Source organism: Streptomyces sp. NPDC088812, from assembly GCF_044750285.1.
In the GTDB taxonomy this organism is placed as follows: domain Bacteria; phylum Actinomycetota; class Actinomycetes; order Streptomycetales; family Streptomycetaceae; genus Streptomyces.
On the sequence record NZ_JBIVJP010000002.1, the window covers coordinates 349,664 to 367,973 of the forward strand.

13 protein-coding genes, 1 tRNA gene and 3 pseudogenes are annotated in these 18,310 nt (G+C 69.2%); 5 read left to right on the forward strand and 12 right to left on the reverse strand.

Going from position 1 to position 18,310, the window contains the following annotated elements; genetic code table 11:
- Positions 1-161 precede the first annotated feature (161 nt).
- Both ACIP67_RS05350 and ACIP67_RS05355 read left to right on the forward strand, forming a co-directional pair.
- Positions 162-2,438, forward strand: coding sequence for a heterodisulfide reductase-related iron-sulfur binding cluster (locus ACIP67_RS05350; RefSeq protein ID WP_401687668.1), 2,277 nt, complete (start codon positions 162-164; stop codon positions 2,436-2,438).
- A 271-nt stretch (positions 2,439-2,709) separates the two neighbouring features.
- Positions 2,710-3,684 (forward strand): Yip1 family protein, encoded by a 975-nt coding sequence (locus ACIP67_RS05355; protein WP_401687671.1) that lies wholly within the window; start codon positions 2,710-2,712, stop codon positions 3,682-3,684.
- Between the two features lie 95 nt (positions 3,685-3,779).
- On the opposite strand, the gene ACIP67_RS05360 is transcribed toward ACIP67_RS05355, so the two are convergent.
- The 3 genes from ACIP67_RS05360 to dcd all read right to left on the reverse strand — a co-directional run bounded on the left by ACIP67_RS05360 (position 3,780) and on the right by dcd (position 5,823).
- Entirely contained in the window at positions 3,780-4,646 is an 867-nt protein-coding gene (locus tag ACIP67_RS05360) for a YhjD/YihY/BrkB family envelope integrity protein (RefSeq protein WP_401687674.1), read from the reverse strand.
- 95 nt (positions 4,647-4,741) lie between these two features.
- A complete protein-coding gene (locus tag ACIP67_RS05365) occupies positions 4,742-5,251 on the reverse strand; it encodes a phosphoribosyltransferase (RefSeq protein WP_401687677.1) in 510 nt (169 codons plus the stop codon).
- Positions 5,248-5,823: a dCTP deaminase gene (gene dcd, locus ACIP67_RS05370; RefSeq protein ID WP_401687679.1), complete on the reverse strand. Its 576-nt coding sequence runs from the start codon at positions 5,821-5,823 to the stop codon at positions 5,248-5,250. Before dcd ends, ACIP67_RS05365 begins: the two co-directional genes overlap by 4 nt.
- A 535-nt stretch (positions 5,824-6,358) precedes the next feature.
- On the opposite strand from dcd, the gene ACIP67_RS05375 reads away from it, so the two are divergent.
- Positions 6,359-6,432, forward strand: a tRNA-Gly gene (locus tag ACIP67_RS05375).
- Positions 6,433-6,522: 90 nt separating this feature from the next.
- Here ACIP67_RS05375 and ACIP67_RS05380 read toward each other — a convergent pair.
- From ACIP67_RS05380 to ACIP67_RS05390, 3 genes and pseudogenes are all read right to left on the reverse strand, one after another.
- Positions 6,523-6,666, reverse strand: a pseudogene (locus tag ACIP67_RS05380) (integrase); the annotation flags it as partial.
- A gap of 292 nt (positions 6,667-6,958) precedes the next feature.
- Positions 6,959-7,180 (reverse strand): hypothetical protein, encoded by a 222-nt coding sequence (locus ACIP67_RS05385; protein ID WP_328845614.1) that lies wholly within the window; start codon positions 7,178-7,180, stop codon positions 6,959-6,961.
- Between the two features lie 73 nt (positions 7,181-7,253).
- Positions 7,254-9,566 carry an N-6 DNA methylase gene (locus ACIP67_RS05390; protein ID WP_401687683.1) on the reverse strand — a complete coding sequence of 771 codons (2,313 nt, stop codon included), beginning with the start codon at positions 9,564-9,566 and terminating at the stop codon, positions 7,254-7,256.
- A gap of 503 nt (positions 9,567-10,069) precedes the next feature.
- Here ACIP67_RS05390 and ACIP67_RS05395 point away from each other — a divergent pair.
- Positions 10,070-10,632 (forward strand): annotated as a pseudogene (locus ACIP67_RS05395) (Uma2 family endonuclease).
- Between the two features lie 256 nt (positions 10,633-10,888).
- Here the strand turns inward: ACIP67_RS05395 and ACIP67_RS05400 are convergent.
- The 3 genes and pseudogenes from ACIP67_RS05400 to ACIP67_RS05410 form a co-directional block, all read right to left on the reverse strand.
- Positions 10,889-11,109, reverse strand: a pseudogene (locus ACIP67_RS05400) (transcriptional regulator); the annotation flags it as partial.
- Positions 11,110-11,224: 115 nt separating this feature from the next.
- Positions 11,225-11,656, reverse strand: coding sequence for an NUDIX domain-containing protein (locus ACIP67_RS05405; protein ID WP_401687686.1), 432 nt, complete (start codon positions 11,654-11,656; stop codon positions 11,225-11,227).
- Between the two features lie 395 nt (positions 11,657-12,051).
- Positions 12,052-12,747 (reverse strand): pentapeptide repeat-containing protein, encoded by a 696-nt coding sequence (locus ACIP67_RS05410; protein WP_401687689.1) that lies wholly within the window; start codon positions 12,745-12,747, stop codon positions 12,052-12,054.
- 291 nt (positions 12,748-13,038) lie between these two features.
- Between ACIP67_RS05410 and ACIP67_RS05415 the strand changes: the two genes are divergently transcribed.
- The gene (locus ACIP67_RS05415) at positions 13,039-13,923 is read left to right on the forward strand and encodes a class I SAM-dependent methyltransferase (protein WP_401687692.1); all 885 of its coding nucleotides are present in this window, start codon (positions 13,039-13,041) and stop codon (positions 13,921-13,923) included.
- A gap of 223 nt (positions 13,924-14,146) precedes the next feature.
- Here ACIP67_RS05415 and ACIP67_RS05420 read toward each other — a convergent pair whose 3' ends face one another.
- From ACIP67_RS05420 to ACIP67_RS05430, 3 genes are all read right to left on the reverse strand, one after another.
- Positions 14,147-16,255, reverse strand: coding sequence for a hypothetical protein (locus ACIP67_RS05420; RefSeq protein WP_401687695.1), 2,109 nt, complete (start codon positions 16,253-16,255; stop codon positions 14,147-14,149).
- Positions 16,219-17,016, reverse strand: a complete 798-nt coding sequence (locus ACIP67_RS05425; protein WP_401687698.1) for a hypothetical protein — start codon at positions 17,014-17,016, stop codon at positions 16,219-16,221. Before ACIP67_RS05425 ends, ACIP67_RS05420 begins: the two co-directional genes overlap by 37 nt.
- A gap of 435 nt (positions 17,017-17,451) precedes the next feature.
- Positions 17,452-18,222 carry an SDR family NAD(P)-dependent oxidoreductase gene (locus ACIP67_RS05430; protein ID WP_401687701.1) on the reverse strand — a complete coding sequence of 257 codons (771 nt, stop codon included), beginning with the start codon at positions 18,220-18,222 and terminating at the stop codon, positions 17,452-17,454.
- Between the last annotated feature and the right edge of the window lie 88 nt (positions 18,223-18,310).

Genomic DNA, 18,310 nt, shown 5'->3' on the forward strand with positions numbered 1-18,310 from the left:
CCGCCCGACTACAGTGCGACGGGAGATGGGGGTAGTCTCAGACGGACTACATAAGTTACCGCTTAGTAATTTCGGGTACCTGTTCCGACGCGCCGCGCACCCGCGCACGCGCCGCACGACACGTCCCCGCCGTATCCCCCTCGCAGGCCCGAGGAGCCCCCATGCAACTCGCCGCGATCATCGTGTCGCTGGCCCTGACCGTGGTCGGCGTCGCCCTGCTCGCCCGAGCCATCGGCCAGTTCGTCCGGTACTTCAAGCTGGGCCAGCCGGTCCCGGCGGGCACCCGGACCGACAACCCCTACCAGCGCAGCGTGACACTGGTCCGCGAGTTCCTCGGCCACACGCGCATGAACCGGTGGGGCATCGTCGGTGTCGCCCACTGGTTCGTGGCCATCGGCTTCCTGACGCTGCCGCCGACCCTGGCGCAGGCCTTCGGCCAGCTCTTCCAGGCCGACTGGACGCTGCCGGTCATCGGCGGCTTCCTGCCGTTCGAGCTCTACATCGAGTTCATCGGCGTGATGACGATCCTCGGCATCGCCGTACTCATCGCCATCCGCCTGCTGAACCTGCCGTCCCGCCCGGGCCGCAAGTCCCGCTTCGCGGGCTCCAAGGCCGGCCAGGCGTACTTCGTCGAGTACGTCATCCTCACCATCGGCCTCGCCATCTACGTGCTGCGCGGCCTGGAGGGCGCGATCCACCACGTGGAGCACTACGAGGCGGCGTACTTCGCCTCGTACCCGCTGGTCCTGGCCTTCAAGTCACTGGGCGTCACCACCCTCCAGAACCTGGTCTACTTCACCGCGATGGTGAAGATCGGCACCTCGTTCATCTGGATGATCGTGGTCTCGCTCAACACCAACATGGGCGTGGCCTGGCACCGCTTCCTGGCGTTCCCGAACATCTGGTTCAAGCGCGAGGCGACCGGCGGGACGGCCCTCGGCGGCCTCCAGCCGATGACGTCCGGCGGCAAGCCGATCGACTTCACCGACCCCGGCGACGACGACGTCTTCGGCGTCTCCCAGGTCGAGCAGTTCTCCTGGAAGGGCCTGCTCGACTTCTCCACCTGCACCGAGTGCGGCCGCTGCCAGTCGCAGTGCCCCGCCTGGAACACCGGCAAGCCGCTCTCCCCCAAGCTGCTGATCATGTCCCTGCGCGACCACGCGCACGCCAAGGCCCCCTACCTGCTGGCCGGCGGCGGCAAGACCATGGAGGGCGAGGAGAAGGCCTCCGAGGAGCAGCTCAAGGACGTCCCGGCCACCGCTCTCGCCGAGGCCGAGCGCCCGCTGATCGGCACCGCCGACGACAACGGCGTCATCGACCCCGACGTCCTGTGGTCCTGCACCACCTGCGGCGCCTGCGTCGAGCAGTGCCCGGTGGACATCGAGCACGTCGACCACATCGTCGACATGCGCCGCTACCAGGTCATGATCGAGTCGTCGTTCCCGTCCGAGGCGGGCACGATGCTCAAGAACCTGGAGAAGAAGGGCAACCCCTGGGGCCTGGCGAAGAAGCAGCGCCTGGAGTGGACCAAGGAGGTCGACTTCGAGGTCCCGGTCGTCGGCAAGGACATCGAGGACCTCTCCGAGGTCGAGTACCTGTACTGGGTCGGCTGCGCCGGCGCCCTGGAGGACCGCGCCAAGAAGACCACGAAGGCGTTCGCCGAACTCCTCCACATCGCGGGCGTGAAGTTCGCGATCATGGGCGGCGACGAGAAGTGCACCGGTGACTCCGCCCGCCGCCTCGGCAACGAGCCCCTCTTCCAGGAGCTCGGCATGGAGAACGTGGCCGCGCTGAACATGGCGTTCGGCGAGGACGACGAGTCCCCGGAGACCAAGAAGCCCAGGTCGGCGAAGAAGATCGTCGCCACCTGCCCGCACTGCCTCAACACCCTCGGCAACGAGTACCCGCAGCTCGGCGGCGACTACGAGGTCATCCACCACACCCAGCTGCTCCAGCACCTCGTCGACGAGGGCAAGCTGATCCCGGTGACCCCGGTCGAGGGCCTCATCACCTACCACGACCCCTGCTACCTGGGCCGCCACAACAAGATCTACACGCCTCCGCGCGAGATCATGACGGCTGTCCCGGGCCTGCGTCAGCAGGAGATGCACCGCCACAAGGAGCGCGGCTTCTGCTGCGGCGCCGGCGGCGCGCGGATGTGGATGGAGGAGCGGATCGGCAAGCGCATCAACAACGAGCGCGTCGACGAGGCTCTTTCGCTGAACCCGGACATCGTCTCCACGGCCTGCCCCTTCTGCCTCGTCATGCTGACCGACTCGGTCAACGGCAAGAAGAACGACGGCCAGGCCAAGGAGTCCATCCAGGTCGTGGACGTCGCCCAGCTCCTGCTGGAGTCGGTCAAGACGCCCGTCGACGACGAGCCCCCCGCGGGCACGTCCGAGACGGAGAGCGAGCCGGAGCCCCAGCCGGTCAAGTGACCGCCACGGGCACCCGGCACCTCTGCACCCCGCCGAGCCCGCCGAGCCCCGCCGACGCCCCCTGTTCCGCCCGGACGCGGACAGGGGGCGTCGGCGTGTGCGGGCGCCGGCGTGTGCGGGCGCCGGGATCGATCCCGTGGTGCCGTGCGGCCCCCGCCAGAAGCGTCCCCGGGTCCGGGTCCCCTCAGGGGATGTCACAGGTCGGCCGCAAAGCCGCCTCCGGTGGGCAGGCCCGGCACGTCACTCTCCGGGACCAGGTACGTTCGTTGACGTGGCTGGATTCAGGATCGGACGTGGCGGCCGGGACGGCCGCGCCCCGCAAGCGCGACCCCAAGACCCTCCGTACGGGCAGCAGGCGCCCCAGGGGCCGTCGTACGGCTACCCTCCGGCGCAGCAGCCGTACCCGCAGCAGCGGCCGCAGTACAGAGGCGGCCAGCAGCCCCCGTACGGCTCCACCGGCGGCGGAGCGGGCGGCCAGTGGCCTCCCGCGAACGGCGGCGGCTACGGCGGCCAGGGCGGCGGCGAGCCGGAGTACTTCGGCGGCGACGACCCGTCGTCGTACGGCGCCGGGCCGGGCACCCCGGACCCCTACGCCGCGAACAACCCCGGGCACACCCAGGCGTTCTCGATCGACGACCACCAGCAGTACAGCCGGGGCGAGACGTACCACGCCGGCTCCGCGGCGGCCCCGTCCGCCCCGGTCGGCCCGCGCCTGCCCTGGAAGGAACTGCTGAAGGGCGTCGTCCTGTCGCCCAGCCAGACGTTCCTCCAGATGCGGGACTACACGCTGTGGGGCCCTGCCCTCATCGTGACGTTCCTCTACGGCCTGCTCGCCGTCTTCGGCTTCGACACCGCGCGCGAGGACGCGATCAACGCGACGCTCTCCAACGCGATCCCGATAGTCCTGACGACGGCCGTCGCGATGGTGCTGAGCTCCTTCGTCCTCGGCGTCGTCACCCACACCCTGGCCCGCCAGCTCGGCGGCGACGGCGCCTGGCAGCCCACGGTCGGCCTCTCCATGCTGATCATGTCGCTCACCGACGCCCCGCGGCTGGTCGTCGCCATGTTCCTCGGCGGCGACGCGTCGTTCGTCCAGATCCTCGGCTGGGCGACCTGGGTGGCGGCCGGCGCCCTGCTGACCATCATGGTCAGCCGCTCCCACGACCTGCCGTGGCCGAAGGCGCTGGGCGCGTCCGCGATCCAGCTGGTCGCCCTGCTGTCGATCGTGAAGCTGGGCACGTTCTGAGGGCCGCCCGCGAACCCGCCGGGTGAACGGCCGGGGCCTCCCGATCCACCGGCGATCGGGAGGCCCCGGCCCGTTCGCGGGTCCGGAAGCAGACGTCAACGGTGTGACCCGTGCGACCTGTGGGGCTCACGCCGCCCGGAACGGTGCTCCAGGTACAGGCAGCCGATCACGGCGCCGAGGTGGATGACCACCCCCACCGCGATCACCCACGACAGGATCACCATGACGACGCCGATGGGACCGTACCTCTGGCTGTTCTCCACGATCAGCCCGGAGAAGTAGCGCGCGGAGAACACTCCCAGGCCCGTCCAGCACAGGGCGGTGACGACGGCCGACGGCAGGAGCGTGCGCGGGCGGACCGTCCCCGTGAGGAGGACGTACATGCTGCCCCACCAGAAGCAGGTGGCCGTCGCGAAGCCGACCAGTGCCTGGAGGACCGGCTCGCTCCCGCCGAGCGCACGGCCGGCCAGGGCCTGCGCGGCACTGTAGAGGAGGAGCCCGGCGAGCCAGCCGATCCGCGCCGCGACGTCCCGCCACCCACCGGGGGCGATGTCGAAGAGCTTGCGGTACCAGCTCTGCAGGGTACCGGCGACGGCCACGGCGCCGACGACCAGCAGGCAAGCACTCGCCGCGGTGACGCCGCCCGAGGCCTCGCCCGCCGGGAAGAGGGACGCCACGGCCTGCGCCGCCTGCCCGTGCAGCCCGAGCCAGCCGACGAGGGCGGTGGCGGCGTCCCGGCCGGTCGCGGCCGTCACGACGATGAGGAACGGGAAGAAGCACAGCAGGGCGAGCGCGGCGAGCTGGAAGGAGTTCCCGAGGAAGTCCACCGTGGAGAGCCGGCTCCACAGCGTGCCCGCCTGGCTGCCCCGGACCCGACGGACGGTGCTCTGCCGCCACTCGCCCCAGCGGGCGCCCCGGTGGAGGTCACCCCGTCTGCCGTGCGGGCTGCTGCGGCCGGTCATACGACCACTCAACCCGCTCGGGGGTGGGGCCGCACACGACGGCGTCCCCCGACCGGAAGCGCCCGGTCCGAGGTGGCCGGGCTCACACGGTCAGGTCAGAGGGCTTCCCTGTTCGGCTTGGCCGCTTCCCCAGGTTTCCGCACCGGCGGCAGAACGCTCCACGGGAAGTTGATCCAGTCGTCGGTCCGCTTCCACACGTACTCGCACTTCACGAGCGAGTGCGACTTCTCGTAGATCACGGCGGTGCGCACCTCGGCGACGGCGTCGAGGCAGAAGTCACGCACCAGCTTGAGCGTCTTACCGGTGTCGGCGACGTCGTCGGTGATCAGGACCTTCTTGTCGGAGAAGTCGATGACGTTGGGGACGGGCGCGAGCATGACGGGCATCTCGAGCGTGGTCCCGACGCCGGTGTAGAACTCCACGTTCACCAGGTGGATGTTCTTGCAGTCGAGGGCGTAGGCGAGCCCGCCGGCGACGAAGACACCGCCGCGGGCGATGGAGAGCACGATGTCGGGCTCATACCCGTCGTCGGCGATGGTCTGGGCGAGCTCGCGGACGGCGGTACCGAACTGCTCGTACGTGAGGTTCTCGCGTACGTCGCTCATACCTGGGTCCGGTGGAAGTTCAGGAAGGACCGGGAGGCGGTCGGCCCGCGCTGGCCCTGGTACCGGGAGCCGTAGCGCTCGCTGCCGTACGGGTGCTCGGCCCGCGAGCTGAGCCGGAACATGCACAGCTGCCCGATCTTCATACCGGGCCAGAGCTTGATGGGCAGGGTCGCGAGGTTGGACAGCTCCAGCGTCACGTGCCCGGAGAAGCCGGGGTCGATGAACCCGGCGGTGGAGTGGGTGACGAGCCCGAGCCGCCCGAGCGACGACTTGCCCTCCAGGCGGGAGGCGAGATCGTCGGGAAGCGTGATCACCTCGTACGTCGAGGCGAGGACGAACTCACCGGGGTGCAGGATGAACGGTTCGTCCCCCTCCGGCTCCACGAGCCGCGTCAGGTCGGCCTGCTCGACGGACGGGTCGATGTGGGGGTACCGGTGGTTCTCGAACACCCGGAAGAAACGGTCGAGACGCACGTCGATGCTCGACGGCTGCACCATGGATTCGTCGTAGGGATCGATCCGCACCCGCCCGGCGTCGATCTCGGCCCGGATGTCCTTGTCTGAGAGAAGCACGCCCCGAGGATACGCAAGGCGCGCGGACCCGCCACCATCAGGACGACTCCGCGCGCCAGGCCGTGGGCCTCGCTGGGCCCTACCGCTTCTCCAAGGTCACCGGTACCGCGCTGCGCAACCGCGCACAGCGAGGACACCGGACGAGCCGCCCGGGGCCGAGTCGCTCGGCCTTCTGCATCGGGAACGAAGCGGTGCTGAACACGTGCCCATCGGCACAACGGACGACGGTGCGCTCCATCAAGTCCTAGAGTCCCTTCCCCAAGAGCCGGCGTCACATCTGGCGGGATGCCGTGACGACAAACGCCACATTACGGGACGTTCGGGATGGCCCTCCAGGCGGCACTCCGACCTCACCCGGACCCTCTCCAACGCCCCCACCGTACGCCCCAACTCCGGTCACCCGCAGCCCGATCCCTCCCCTGAAACAGACTCAGACCCCACGGCTTCAGCGCCGGGGGCCTGGCATGAGGTACAGTGACGAGGCGATCAGACACCGGCTCGGCACAACCGATGGGTCGGCTGGCTGACGTCTTACGCGGGTGTAGTTTAATGGTAGAACATCAGCTTCCCAAGCTGAGAGCGCGAGTTCGATTCTCGTCACCCGCTCCATGAGAAACTCCCAGGTCATCGACCCGGGGGTTGTTTGTTGCCCAGACCGGTGGGCGGGGCGCGCACCACATCCGCACCATAAGGGCGCTGCTAGCTGCCGGTGGCCTTCTGCTTGTGGTGCGCATGGTCGTCGGTGTGGTGCTTCGCACGCTCGGCCCGGACCATGTCGTCGAGCCCGGCGGCCACGTCCCGCTGCCGCTCGTCGTCCGAGTGCTGACAAATCAGCGCGGCCTTGACGAAGGTCGTAGAAGCGAAAGCCGTCCGGGAGGTCAGGGCCCGATGGAGCCCAACATGATCGCAGCTTCCCAAGCCAAAGGAGCGAGTTCGATCCTCGTCACCCGCTCCATGCATTCTATGCGAAAAGCCCCAAATCAGAGATGTGGGGCTTTCGTGTTGCCTAGAACTGCAGCGGAAGCATCCGGGGACAGTGGCAGAGCCGTTACGGAAAGCCGTCGCCGACTTCACCGCATTCGTGAGTCGAGGACCTCGGCCGACCGCGCTCAGTCGCGCGGACGGCCGGTGCGGGTCAGCTCTGTCGTTTGAGTTCGCGCACGGCCGCGGGCAGCGCGAGGCACAGGGCGAAGGAGGTGGCGAAGCCGCCTCCCCCTGCCAGAACGACATCAGTCGTGTCAACGCCTGACCGGAGCACCAACAGGCTCACGAAGAGTCCGACCACCATGGAGCAGGCGACGTACAGCGCCAGCCACAGCTGCCACGTACGTCCGGAACGCGCTGTCGATTCGGGCATGGACTCGATCCTTTCGAGGGCACGGGCGAGGAGGAGAAGGAACGCGCAGGGGGAAGTCGGCGGTGGCAGGCCGTCACAGTGGTTCGACCGAGCCGTGCAGCAGGTGTTCAGCGAGCTCGGCCCGCAGCCGACCGAGTGCCGAGGCGTACGAGACGTACACGTCGGCACGTCGGCCGAGCGCACCGAGAAGATCTACGCTCCGCCGCTGCTGTCCGAGCGACGGAAAGCGCACGGGAAGGTGGCCCAGAGCCGCAGAGCTCAGCGAGGGGGCCGCCGTAGCCGCCGCGCGGTGGGACATCCACTCGCGCGCATAGCGGAGGCCCAAATAAGCATGGAGGTACAGAGGGTCGATCCCGGCATCCAGGCGTACGCGCAGACGCATCACGTTCGAGCTGAGCAGCCATCCGGCCTGCGGGCCGGAGACCAGCGCGGGTTGCTGCTGCGCGCCCGTGCGTACGCAGACGATGTCGTCAGGGAGCAACTCGAACTTCTTGAAGCGCTCGACCGTCTGCCACGGCACGCGGTACCGGGTTTCGTCCGCGATCCTCCCTTCGACGAGATCCTGCGGGAAGACGAGCGGAATACCGGCGTCCGCTGTGCGTGCCGCTGCTGGTAGGCGGGTGTAGGACGGGCCGGATTGGATCTCGCACAGATCTTTGAGCACTGTCTCGTTCCAGCCGCCGGGTCCCGAACCCGTGCGGTGGCCGTTCCCCGTTTCCCTCTCTCGCCGCTCCAGCAGACGAAGCATGTCCGTATGCTCCGCCGCCGCCTCGCCGGCTTCGCGCAGTCGGGCCGTGTCGGGAGCAGCGCCGTAGTTCCCGTCCCCCAGGTAGTCGGCAGGACGGAGTGAACACTCCTCGTCGGCGACGACCTCGCGGGCCACGACGACTGCTGAGAAGCCTCGCTCGGCAGCACGCACCGCGTACTCGTCCTCCGGGCACTGCTCCCCGTCGAGCCACGGGCGGACCACGGCCGTGATCGCGTCGCGATCCGAGTGCCGCAGTACGCGCCGACGTCGGACCTTCGTCCCCAACTCCTGGGCGTCGACGAACAGGATGCCTTCCCTCGCCGGATGCTCCGCTCGTCGTAGCACCCACAGGGAAACCGGCACAGGCGTCGCGGAGAACAGATGAGATGGCACCGTGACGACGCATTCCACGGCCCACCCGAGGACAAGGGCGCGGCGGATCTCGCGCTCGGCGGTGTTCACCGAGTTGCCCGCCTTGACCGGCATGACCACCACCGCGCGACCGTCGGGAACCAGCGCGCCGAGCGCGTACTGCACCCAGGCGAGATTGTCATTGCCCTGTGGTGGTGATCCGTACGGCCAGTTTCCCGTCCGGCGCCCTGAGCCAGGCGCGTCGCTCATGTTGAACGGAGGGTTCGTCAGCACCACGTCGACACGGTGTTCGTGATTCGGTGGCCATCGATCGGACCGGGTGCTGGTCAGCTTCGGCCGTACGCCGAGGTGGAGGAGGTACAGGCTGGCGACCGCTTGCAGCCGGCCGTCGAGGGTCTCGCCGTACACGGTCCCCCGCGCGCCTCCGACGTGGCGGTACGCAGCCGCCAGCATCTCTCCCCCTCTCATGTAGGGGTCGAGCACCGTGGTCTTCTGCCCCGGGGTCAGTACGAGTGCCGCGGCCAACGAGGCCAGGCCCACCGGGCTGCAGAATTCCGAGCTCTGGAGCCCTTCCCGGGCGCTGAAGGACTCCCACACGAGCTGGAACGCACCCACGCCTGTGCCTGCCGCCGTCCGTACCGCCGTGGTGAGGTCGGCCCAGCTCCGCGGTTCCAGTTGCAGCAAGCTGCTGCGCATGTCAGTGCGGTCGCCGTTCCGGCGCAGCGTGTCCTGCGCCATGTCGCCGAGGGAACGGAGCAGCGATTGCACGTCCCGGGCCCCTTGACCTGCCGACATGACGTCCTCGATCCGGCGCCAGCGCTCCGGTTCAGCATGTCGTACGTACATCACGATGAGACAGAGATTCACGAAGTCCGCCATCGGCGCCGGGCCTCGAACCCGGTCCGCGAGTCGGCCCATCAGCTGGTCGACGGCCTTCTGGTCCTCGGCCCCGATGCGCTGAGTACTCCGCGGGGCTTTCGGCTCCGCTGACCGGGGTCGGCCGCCGTTGGTTCGGAGGAATCGGTCGGCGTAGGTGGTTCCCGCCTGCTCCCCTTCGAGCAAATGCGGTTGCGGAACGGTGCGGTTCGTCAGCCACCGAGCGATCTCGGCCTCCTGGAAGAGCTCCGTATCACCGGAGCGCACAGGGGTGGGAAAGTCTTTGTGCCGCCGGGCCCAGTTCGACACGGCCGGACGCTCCACGCCCGCACGTTCAGCGATCTGAGTTCGGGTGACAAGACCGTTCTGTTCGTCGTGCGCCAACTGCACGTCGACTCCTGGTTGTTTGGCCGGTTGAGCTTTCGATGTGAGGACCGTACGGGGACAGGGCCGAACCCGCCTAATGCGCATTCACAGTGCTCACCATGTGGGCCTCAGTGACGCAGCAGGCACTTCGTCCCGCAACGGTCCCGACGGAGACGGAATAGCCAGGCACAGAAGCGCTTAAAGCGGGCCTCGCACCGTTCCAGTGGCCGACGCTGGCCCCTAGCTTTCTCGATTAAGGGGTTAACAGTTTTCCGGAGTCGGTCTCCTCGCGTGTCACGTTCGAGCAAGTTGCCGTCAGGTTCCCCGCCGCCTCGACGGCCTGCTCGTAGTAGGCCGCCGACCGCCACCAGGTCCTCACCCGCATCACACCGCACAGGCGCCGCGGCTCCTTGGTGGGTCCGTCCCACGGCGGACCCACCCGACGCGTCCGACGCGTCGGCGGGGCGGGGAAAGTACGCTGAGCCCAGCGGGATCGGGCCCGCCGCACAGTGTCCGGGAGGCATGCCATGGCGGCTGAGATGGTGGCCCCGGCGTGGATGCACGAGCAGATCACGGCGGAGCAGTACGAGTCGTGGTCCGAGGAGCAGTGCGCCGGCATCGAGATCGTGGACGGAATGGTCGTCGTGAGCCCCAGCGCATTCAAGCGGCACAATCGGCCCGCATCCTCGCGAACGCCCTGGACGCCGCAGCGGGCCCCGACTGGAACGCCGACACGGGCTTCGACGTCCGCCTGCAGGACGTCCCGCTCACCAACCGCCGCCCCGATGTCGTCGTCTACCGCGCGGACGCGATCGACATCACACCCACCCGTCCCGAGCACGTACTGCTGGTGGCCGAGGTGGTGTCGCCGGGCTCGGAGACCACCGACCGGATCGTGAAGGCCGACCAGTACGCCAAGGCCGGGATCGGCTTCTACTGGCGGATCGAGCAGGCCGCGACGGGCGCACCGCTGGTGTATACGTACCTCCTCGACCCCGCGACGAAGACCTACCGCGACGGGGACGTGTTCACCGGTGTCCTGAAGATCACCGCCCCTTTCGCGGCGGAGATCGACCTCGGCCCGGTCTGAACCGGTCGCAGAGCAGGCAGAGGGGTTGTGGCGGCTCCTCGGGTTACCAGAACACGGAGGCGTAGAGCCTGCGTGGACGCCTCCACACCTCTGGTCGGACCACTCGGCGATGACGTGCCCATCGCGTGCCCTCGTCACCCGCTCCATGGAGAAGGACCAGGTCAGAGCGGTGATCAGCCGCCGACGTCACCGGCGACGCCGCACGCGCAGACGACGACATACAGGAAGGGCTTCTTGCCCTCAGTGGTCGGCTCGGTCACGCGGGGGCTCCGAGTCGGCGGCCGAAGTGGTGCAGTTCCGGCAGGGCACGGCGGTGGTCGCGGGCGGCCAGGTCGGCGACCAGGTCGCGTACGCCGGGCGGCGGACGTCCTGGGCGGCACAACTTTCGGCGATACGCAGGGCGCGGTAGGCATCGGAGAGGCGCTTTTGCCGGCTGTAGGCACGAGCGGTCTCCACCCACAAGGCGGCCCGGCGCTCCGTCCCGCTCCAGCCCGGCCGGCGTCCGTGCCGCCCACACCGTGCAGCCGCATGATGTAAGAGAAGAGGTACGTCGTCGCGAGGGCGGTCGACTCTGGGGCTTAGGCGCTGTCCCTCAGGCACCCCACGTCTTGGCATGCTCGCGCAGGTAGCCGACGAGTTCAGGTGGTTGCAGGTCGAGCGCCGACACGGCAAACGCCTCCAGTGCGACCCGGACCGGCGAGAAGTCGCCGGTATCGGCATCGTCCGGCTCGGGACCACCACGACGGTTCAGATCCATGTCCAGCACCTCGGCGCGGAAGTAGTGCCGCACGACGGTTACCTTGCCAGGCTCGGTCAAGGTCAGGAATTCGGTGGCAACGCCGATGGTGGCGCCGAGCTCTTCCATGACTTCGCGGCGCAGGGCCGCTTCAAGGTCGGCGTCGTAGGGTTCGACGCCTCCACCGACCGTCGTGTAGTAAGGCAAGCAGCCCGGCCATCTTCGACGCAGGAACACGAGTTGATCGTCATCCAACAGGACCGCGCGAACATTGTGACGGACCCTCATGCACGTGACGATAGTGCGCCCGGCCCGGCGAGGAGGCCCAAACCGGGCAGGCTGAGGACACCGAAGTCGTCATCGCGGCCGACAATCACAGCTCGGCCTGGTCGACGACAAACCCCGACACGGTGGCTGAGGCCGATGGGGGTGCAGCGAGACACACGCGTGCGTGATCGGTCGGCGCACCCGCCATCGTGGCTGACCGTCGTCGGCTGAGGTACAAACGGATCCCGGACTGGCTCTGGAGTGATGACCGTGCCAAGGCTTAGAGGTCGTCTCACGTGACTTGATGTTCGTGCGGCATGAGCCGGTCGTGGGTGCTGATCTATCGAAGCGTCTGGTTCCTGATGAACGACGACTTCCCACAGCCGGCCCGCCCGTCGAAGAGCCTCTTGAGAACATCAGTCAGTGGTCCAGTTCGGGCACGGCCCTTCGCTTCCCTTGCTTTTCACGGTCTCGCCATTTTCGTCGAACCAATCCATCGCTCTGACCTGGTCTTCGAGATCTGTCCGCTCTTGGAATAATTTGGGAGGCCAACATGTCAGCTTGTTCGCCTGCGTACGATTCATTGCCTTGACGCTCCTCATCTCCGCACGGCCGAGGTTGGCGCTGAGCAGCAGGGCATCGGAGAGGTCGGCTCTTCGAAAGCTGGCCGTCTCGAGGTTGGCGCCCGTGAAGTCCGCTCCACGTAAGTCAGCGCCGTCGAAGTCCGCACCCAGCAGTTCAGCGTCACGGAAGCTCATACCTCGCAGATCGAGACCAGAAAAATCGGACCCCTTCAACTTCTTGGCGGTGAAATGCATCCCCTTCAGCGACCGCCTCCCTGGAGTAAATCCGGGAATACTCTCGGCAATCTCGACGTTGGCGCGCCAGACTGCCCGTTCCTGTGCAGCCACGAACCCACGTTCCAAAAACAGCACACTCAGTCCAACGGCGAATCCTGTGATCAAGCCGCCTCCGATACCGGAAAGCACCTCCACTCGCGCGGTCGTCCCCTCTGGCCCTTTAGCCATGCGCCACCCGTAGACCGCGAGCACGACTCCGACGCCGATCAGAGCCAGTACAGCGGCCAATTGCGCCGGGCCTACGCCACCCATGACTCTCCCTTCGACGAGACGGCCAGGCACCTTGATCCATCACCGCGCACCGCCCTCCCGCAACGAGCCAATCGGATGAAGGGACGGCAGCGGAGTGCAGCAAGCCCGCCCACTCGGCCACCAACAGGCCCGGCCCGGATCAGTGGCTCCGCACGCAGGGGGGCGTCGCTTCTCGGAGCCGACCCGCAGGTTGTTCACAGGGGCGCAAGGGTCGTATTCGTTACCGAAAATGAACTCGGAGGCCCTTTCGAAAGTTTTCATTTTGTGATATTCTGTCAAATTATTGGGCTAATGTCCGGCGTCGTGATGAACAAGGGACAACCCAGCCAGACCGCCCTCATGTCGGCCGCAGCGCGCGCGGCACACCTCCTCGTCGACGAGACTCCCTGGATCTTCGCCGACACCCTGGCGCAGACCTTCCTGGGTGAGCGTGCTGAAGAACTCCTCGGCTACCACCGGTCCTATGGTGGGCACCCGGTCCTGTCCGGCGCGCGGACGACGGCCGTCACCCGCAGCCGCTACACCGAGGACCGGCTGGCCGAGTCGGCCGGCCGGGGCGTCGACCAGTACGTGATCCTCGGCGCGGGGCTGGACTCCTTCGCCTACCGGTCGGAACTGGCCGACGGCGTGCGGGTGTTCGAGGTGGACAAGCCGACGACGCAGCACTGGAAGCGCGCGCTGCTGGCCGAGACCGGGACGACGGTGCCACCGTCCGCCTTCTTCGTCCCGGTCGACTTCGAGAAGGAGTCCGCCCGGTCACTCACCGATCACCTCGTGCGGGCCGGCTTCGACCCGGGCCGACCCGCGCTGGTCAGCTGGCTCGGGGTCACGATGTACCTGACCTCGGAGGCGATCAGGCAGACCCTGGCCGTTATCAGCGGCTTCGCACCCGGCACAGAGCTCGTCGTGGAGCACCTCCTCCCGGCCGCACTCCGCGACGAGGCAGGTCAGTCGTACGCGGAGCTGGTCATGGCAGCGGCGGCCGAGCAGGGCGAGCCCTGGCAGACGTTCCTCAGCATCGAGCAGATGGACGCCCTCCTCCTGGAGCATCGGCTCCAGCCGATCGAGTACGCCCGGCAACGCGAGACGATCGGCCCTGCGGAGTGGGAACGTACCGACGCGCTCCGCCCGTTCGAGTTGTCCGTCCTCGCCCGTGCGAGCGTCCCCACCCGTTAGGCGGTCCCGGCCCGGCAGGCCGGGCCGCTGATCGATCTGGTGGCCGTGGGCCGACAGGCCGCTCCCCCACGACGGGCAGGTACGCGAGCACATCTGACTGACCGCCCGGACGTCCCCCGCCGACTGGACATCACCGCGTTCTCCACCTGGAACCTGAGCGAGCTCGCCGACCACCTCGTCAAGCAGAAGGGCGGTTGTGAGCACCGCCTGACCGCAGGAGTCCTTACGCCGAGGGCCCCCGTCCGCTCTCGACCAGGCTCCACGCGTGGGCGAACAGTTCGGGCAGGGTGCGGGTGGGGAGGGGAAGGGGGTTCTCCAGCCGGCCGTTGTACGAGCGTTCCACTCCGAGCAGTTCCGCCTTCCACGCCTCCATGGGCTGGTAGGGCTTCCCGGCCGGGATCCATTCGCCCGGGAGGAAGAGCTGACGGCCCGCACGGGGGCGCTTGTCCTCGACGGCCAGGCCGCGCTCGACCAGCACGGCGGCGGCCTTGTGGTGCCGGGCGGCCTTCCAGCCGTTCCACAGGCGGACGTTGCGGTCGGTCGGCGCTCGCAGGGTCAGCAACTGGAGGTGGAGCGCTGCCGCGTCCTCGTCGATGCCGAGCCTGCCGACGACCTGTCGCAGCACGTCGGGCGCGGAGTGCGCCGGATTCGTCTCGTACGACCCCGAGGGCGCCGAAGTGGCCTCGATCCGCTCGACGATGCGTGCGCAGGCCGGGCCGCGCAGCCACTCGACCAGCTCGATCTCCGGGTCGTACCGGGAGTCCGCCCGGGCCGCCAGCAGCGTGCGGGAGCGCTCGTCGTCGCCGTAGAACGCCGGGCGGAAGTACAGCGCGGGCTGGAACCGCTCGCCTCTGCGGTCGACGGCGCCCTCCACGACCACGGTCAGCCCGTCGTCGACGCTCGCGACGTCCAGCGGCTCCGGGCCGACGTAGGGGCGCGAGCCGAACCGGTCGTGCACATCGGCGACCGTGCGCCCCACCAAGCCGCTGAGACGACCGGCGTGCAGCAGCAGGCCCGGGTGGTTCAACCGCTCCCGCAGCGCCCGTACGAGGCCGGGCGCGCCGGCGCGGACCGGGTCGCCGGCGGGGAGCTCCGCGCCGACCCAGAAGAGGTTGGGGACGACGGTACGCAGGGTGTCCTCGAAGTCGACGAGGTCCCAGCCCTCGGCGGTCGCGAAGGGTTGGAAGTCGCTGTTGCGGATCCAGGTGTCGAGGTTCGAGTGGAGACCGCGTACGGACGTGGGGTCGGTGAACGCCGCGCAGAAGCGGCCCGCCGACAGCCGGAACGGATGCAGGTCGATGACCGCGCTGAAGGTGCGCTCCGGGACCACGGTCCGCCGGCCGTGCCGCTCCCGCCACGCCCGCGCGATCCGCTCCGCCACCGTGCGCATGCCCTGCGGGTCCCACAGGTCGGCGGGATCCTCGGGCAGCACGTCCGCCACCAGCGCGAGGCGGTCCAGCGAGCTCGTCCGGCCGGGCTCGCGGACGCCGTCCTCGATCTCGGCCACCTTGAGCCGGTGGATCTCCCGTTCCCTGGTGTCGAGGCGGGGAAGACGCCCTCCGGCGAGCACCCCCGCCAGCGCGAAGGACGCCGCCGCCCGGCCCATCCCCGTGCCGTCCCTCAGCACGCCCACCGCGTCGAGGTCCCACGGCACCGGCCCGCGCTCCCGGACGAGGTCCACCAGCCGGCGCACCTGCTCGGCACCGCCCCATCCCCGCGGGACGTCGGTCACCTCCTCGATCGTCCCCAGGCTCGGCGGATCCGCCTCCCCCGTCCGCAGGTCGACGAACTTCCGCAGCCCGTCGGCGGCCCAGCCGACCACGACGGCCGCCCCTCGCTCGTCCCGGACGGCCGCGGGGCCGCCCTCGGCCACCCGCACGAGACCGGTGCGTATCCGGGCCCGAGGATCGGCGAAGGGGCTGTCGGCCCAGATCTCCAGCAGCGCGAGCAGACGCCGGCGCCGCTCGTCGCGGGTGGGCTCCACGGCGGCACGCAGCGCCACGGCACCGATACGCCCGATGAACCGCGCCCAGGACCCTTCCCCGGCGCGTCCCGGACCCTCGTCCGGCTCGGCCGGTGCCCACGTCCCGGCCAGATAGCGCCCCGTCCGCTCGATACCGGCCAGCGCCCCCTTGCCGCTCCAGTACCCCGAGCCGTCCACGAGCCCGTCCAGCGCGGCCCCCACCTGGTGGTCGTCCAGCGCCACCGTCCCGGCCCGCGCCGTCAGCAGCCCGCCTGCCGTCAGTAGCCCGCCTGCCGTCAGCGGCCCGCCTGCCGTCAGCGGCCCGTCTGCCGTCATCCCGTCTCCCCGTACCGCGCTCGAACGCTCCATGGGGCGATCATGGCGTACGGGTCTGACATCGGTTCCGGCGAACGGCCCTCGGCCGACGTCCGGTTCGGTGAGGGCCGGCCGCCCGGCCGGGATCGCCTACCCCGCGGGCTCCCACATCGTGACGGTGAACTTGATCTGTTCGGGGGCGTCGTTGGTCTCCTTGTCGGGGTCGTCAATTCGACGAAGCCGGTGATCTCGGCGCGGACGATGTTGCCCTGGTCGGTCACGACGCAGAACACGGTCTTCGCCGGGAGCTTCCATTCGGTCATGTACGTCTCGCTGAAGCCGCCGGTCCGGGCCGCGCGGGCGCATTCCCCGGCGGTGGCCGGCGCCTCCGTGGGACTCAGCTGGGCGGCGCTACGGCCGTCGCCGAGCTGGAGGTAGCCGTAGTAGTAGTCGTGGTACGAGAGGTCCGGTGCCAGGGTGGCGCCGGTCCCCTGGGCGTCCGCCTTCAGCTCGTCCCACTCGTCGTAGCCGTAACTCCGGGCCTCGGGGGTGTCGAAGTCGAGCGTGGAGCGGTGCTCGCTCGAGATGCCCAGGCTCATGGGCTGGTTCTCGTAGACGAGCTTGTACGTGGCCGGCGCCGTCGACGCGGCCTCGGTGGGCGTGGCCCCGGTCGGGGAAGCAGAGGAAGCAGCGGACGTGGGAGTCGCCGGTGCCTCGCTCGACGGGGACGTCGTGTCGGAGGGCAGGACCGATGGCGTCGGCTCCGGCTCGCCGCCCGATCCGCCGGCCAGTACGGGGATGAGGGCGATGATCACCCCGAAGAGACCGCCGCCGACGGTGGTGATGACCGCCCCGATGAGACCTATTTTTCCGGCTTCGCTCAGACCGCGAACCAGGCCTGGGCCCTGCGCACACGGGACGGTCGCGGAGGGGCCGGCGCGGGGACCGTTCCCGGGTCGGGCGTCGGGTTCGGGCTGTTGCGCTGGGGCGGGGGTGCCGAGGACAACTGAACTCCTGGACCGAGACGACTGGTTGGAGCCAGCAGCGTAAGTGCTGCCCGCCATGTCGGGCGCGTGCGCCGGACGGTTTTCGATGTCCGTCGCCCGATCCGTCGCCCGATCCGTCGTGCCCGATCCGTCGTGCCCGATCCGTCGTGCCCGATCCGTCGTGCCCGATCCGTCGTTCCCGAGGTCCGGGTCCGGAGACCCGGGCCCCTCGGCTTCTCGTCCGGTCCGGTGTGAAGGCGTGCGCTACGCGGCGATGACGGCGACCCCCGTCCTGCCGCCGTCGACGTCCACGACGGTTCCGTGCACGAAGGCCGCTTCGTCGCCGGCCAGCCAGACCACGGCCTGCGCGATGGCGCCCGGCGTGCCGACGTCACCGGCCGGGGTGCCCTTCATCATGATCTCGCCGGGGTGGGGCTCGCCGCCCTCCGGGGCCGGGGGCAGGATCACCCCCGGTGAGACGGCGTTCACCCGCACTCCCCTCGGGCCGAACTCCGCGGCCCACGCCCGTGTGAGCGTCTCCATGGCCCCCTTGGTGGAGCTGTAGAGCGCGCCGGTGGGGACGCCCAGGCGGGCGATCCACGAGCCGAGGTTGACGATCGCACCGCCACCGGACTCCACCATGGCGGGGACGACGGCGGCGGTGAGGAAGAACGGGGCCTTCACGTTCACTCCGTAGACCCTGTCGAACGTCGCCTCGTCGGTGTCGGTGGTGGCGGGGGCCGGGTAGACGCCGGCGTTGTTCACCAGGATGTCGATCCGCCCGCCCAAGGTCTCCCGGGCCCGGTCGGCCAGGTCCTGGGAAGCCTCCGCGCTGCCGTCGAGGTCCGCCGCCAGGAAGTCGGCCCGGCCTCCGGACGCCCGGATCCCTTCGACGACCTGTGCTCCTCGCTCCGGGGTGCGCCCGGACACGATGACGTGGGCTCCCTCGGCGGCGAACGCTTCGGCGATCGCCCGCCCGATGTTGCTGGTCGAGCCCGTGACCAGCGCCGTCTTGTTCCGCAGTCGTGCACCCATGGCGCGCTCTCCCTTGTCCGGCGGTGTGCGGACCACTGTGCGCCGGAGAAAATGGACCGGCAAGTCCAGACCGGGGGCCCGTGCCGGT